This window comes from Delftia sp. ZNC0008, assembly GCF_000799035.1.
Taxonomy (GTDB): Bacteria; Pseudomonadota; Gammaproteobacteria; order Burkholderiales; family Burkholderiaceae_C; genus Comamonas; species Comamonas tsuruhatensis.
The window spans coordinates 1-2,757 of sequence record NZ_JTKZ01000971.1 but is presented as its reverse complement, the minus strand read 5'-3'; the positions used below and the strand labels follow the sequence as shown (position 1 = coordinate 2,757).

Sequence of the window (2,757 nt, the reverse complement as noted above, 5' to 3'; positions counted from 1 at the left end):
CCCGCTGGTGCAGGAGGCTGCGGCCCGTGCCGTGCAGGACGGCGCCACGCAGTACACGCCGGCCCTGGGCCTGCCCCAGCTGCGCGAGCGCATCAGCCACTGGTATGCGCAGCGCTTCGGCGTGGATGTGCCGGCGCGGCGCATCGTGGTCACGGCCGGCGCCTCGGCCGCGCTGCAGCTGGCCTGCCTGGCGACCATCGACGCGGGCGACGAAATCCTCATGCCCGACCCCAGCTATCCCTGCAACCGCCACTTCGTGAGCGCAGCCGAAGGCCGGGCCGTGATGGTGCCGACCACGGCGGCCGAGCGCTACCAGCTGAGCGCCGACAAGGTCGAGGCCGCCTGGAACGAGCACACACGCGGCGTGCTGCTGGCCTCGCCCTCCAATCCCACCGGCACCTCGATTGCGCCGGCCGAACTGCGCCGCATCCTCGACGTGGTGCGCGCCAGGGGCGGGCTGACCATCATCGACGAGATCTACCTGGGCCTTTCGTACGATGCGGCTTTCGGCCAGACCGCGCTGGCGCTGGGCGAGGACGTGATCAGCATCAACAGCTTCAGCAAGTACTTCAACATGACGGGCTGGCGCCTGGGCTGGATGGTGGTGCCCGAGGCCATGGTGCCCGTGGTCGAGCGCGTGGCGCAGAACCTCTTCATCTGCGCCAGCACCGTCTCGCAGCGCGCCGCCCTGGCCTGCTTCGAGCCCGAGTCCATTGCCGAGTACGAACGCCGCCGCGCCGAGTTCAAGGCCCGGCGCGACTTCTTCATCCCCGCGCTCGAGGCCCTGGGCCTGCCCGTGCCCGTACAGCCCGACGGCGCCTTCTACGCCTGGGCCGACTGCCGTGCCGCTGCCGCCAGGCTCGGCGTCCAGGGCAGCTGGGACTTTGCCTACGCCGTCATGGAGCGCGCCCACCTGGCCATCACGCCGGGCCGCGACTTCGGCACGTTCGAGACCGCCGACTTCGTGCGCTTTTCGACGGCCAACTCCATGGAACAGCTGCAGGAGGCCGTGCGCCGCCTGCAGCGCCTGCTGGCCTGAGGCCCGCCGCACATGGCCTTCGAATTTCCCATCCGCGTCTACTGGGAGGACACCGATGCCGGCGGCATCGTGTTCTACGCCAACTACCTCAAGTTCTTCGAGCGCGCCCGCACCGAGTGGCTGCGTGCACTGGGCATAGGCCAGCAGCAGCTGCGGGAACAAACGGGCGGCATGTTTGTCGTAACCCAGGCCCAGCTGCAATACCTGCGGGCGGCCCGGCTGGATGACCAACTCCTTGTTACCGCCGAGCTGCAAAGCAGTGGCCGCGCTTCGCTGACAATACGCCAGCAGGCGCTGCTGGCATCCGCCGGCGATGGCAATGCGCCGCCGCCCCTGTTGTGCGAAGGCACGATCCGCATTGGATGGGTGGATGGCTCGACCATGCGCCCCGCAAGAATTCCGAACCGCATCCTGGAGCAACTCTCATGAACTCCCATGACATGTCCATACTCAGCCTCGTGCTGCAGGCCAGCTGGGTCGTGCAGCTGGTCATGCTGATCCTTGTGGGCGCCTCGGTGGCCAGCTGGGCCACCATCTTCCGCAAGTCGCAGACCTTGAAGCGCGTGCGCACGCTCAACGACGGCTTCGAGCAGGACTTCTGGTCGGGCACCAGCCTCAACGACCTCTATGCCTCGGCGGCCCACCATGCCAAGCAGGGCGGCCCCATGGAACGCATCTTCGCCAGCGGCATGCGCGAGTACCAGAAGCTGCGCGAGCGCCGCATCGCCGATGTGAACCAGTTGATGGACGGCACGCGCCGCGCCATGCGCGCCAGCTTCCAGCGCGAGATGGACGAGGTCGAATCGGGCCTGTCCTTCCTGGGCACCGTGGGCTCGGTCTCTCCCTACGTGGGCCTGTTCGGCACCGTCTGGGGCGTGATGCACGCCTTCACCGGCTTTGCCAACATGGAGCAGATCACGCTGGCCACCGTGGCCCCCGGCATTGCCGAGGCGCTGGTGGCCACGGCCATGGGCCTGTTCGCCGCCATCCCGGCCGTCACGGCCTACAACCGCTACGCCCACCAGATCGACCGCGTGGCCAGCCAGCAGGAAACCTTCATCGAAGAGTTCTCCAACATCCTGCAGCGCAACGTGGGTGCGACCGGCTCCAGCACCCCGTCCGGCCATTGAAGTCGCGCACAGTTTGCAAGGAGTGAGCACATGCCCGCAGTAGCCTCGCGCGGCGGCCGCAGCCGCCGCACCGTCAACGAGATCAACATGGTGCCCTTCATCGACGTGATGCTGGTGCTGCTCATCATCTTCATGGTGACGGCGCCCATGCTCACGCCGGGCTCCATCAACGTGCCCAGTGCCGGCAAGGCCGCGCGCACGCCCCCGAAGCGCGCCGACGTGATGATCGACAAGGACGGCGGCATCCGCATCAAGGCCGGCAGCACCGACAAGACCGTCACGATCCAGGAACTGGGCGCGGTCGCCAGGAGCTGGCAGGACCAGCAAAGCGACGACAGCGCCGTGCTGATCTCGGCCGACAAGAAGCTGCCCTTCGAGACCGTGATGGCCGCCATGTCGGCCCTGCAATCGGCCGGCGTCAAGCGCGTGGCCTTCGGCGTCAAGTCCTCCCAGTAAGCAGCGCCGCCCGCCTTCGACTCCATGCCCAACCTGCAAGACCACGACCAGTTCGCACCGCCGCGCACGCGCGGCCGCACCCGTTCGTGGGCCATGGCCGTGGCCGCGCACGGGCTGCTCGTGGCCACGCGG

The 2,757-nt window shown here is 68.2% G+C and carries 4 protein-coding genes; all 4 read left to right on the top strand.

What is annotated here, in order from left to right; all coding sequences use genetic code 11:
* On the top strand, positions 1-1,039 hold a 1,039-nt coding region (locus tag L995_RS31185), incomplete at its 5' end, for a pyridoxal phosphate-dependent aminotransferase (protein ID WP_047475389.1).
* A 12-nt stretch (positions 1,040-1,051) separates the two neighbouring features.
* Positions 1,052-1,468: a tol-pal system-associated acyl-CoA thioesterase gene (ybgC, locus tag L995_RS31180; protein ID WP_016450455.1), complete on the top strand. Its 417-nt coding sequence runs from the start codon at positions 1,052-1,054 to the stop codon at positions 1,466-1,468.
* Positions 1,465-2,169 (top strand): protein TolQ, encoded by a 705-nt coding sequence (gene tolQ, locus L995_RS31175; protein WP_016450454.1) that lies wholly within the window; start codon positions 1,465-1,467, stop codon positions 2,167-2,169. The genes ybgC and tolQ overlap by 4 nt, the downstream gene beginning before the upstream one ends.
* Positions 2,170-2,199: 30 nt before the next feature.
* Positions 2,200-2,625 carry a biopolymer transporter ExbD gene (locus L995_RS31170; RefSeq protein WP_016453907.1) on the top strand — a complete coding sequence of 142 codons (426 nt, stop codon included), beginning with the start codon at positions 2,200-2,202 and terminating at the stop codon, positions 2,623-2,625.
* Positions 2,626-2,757 lie beyond the last annotated feature (132 nt).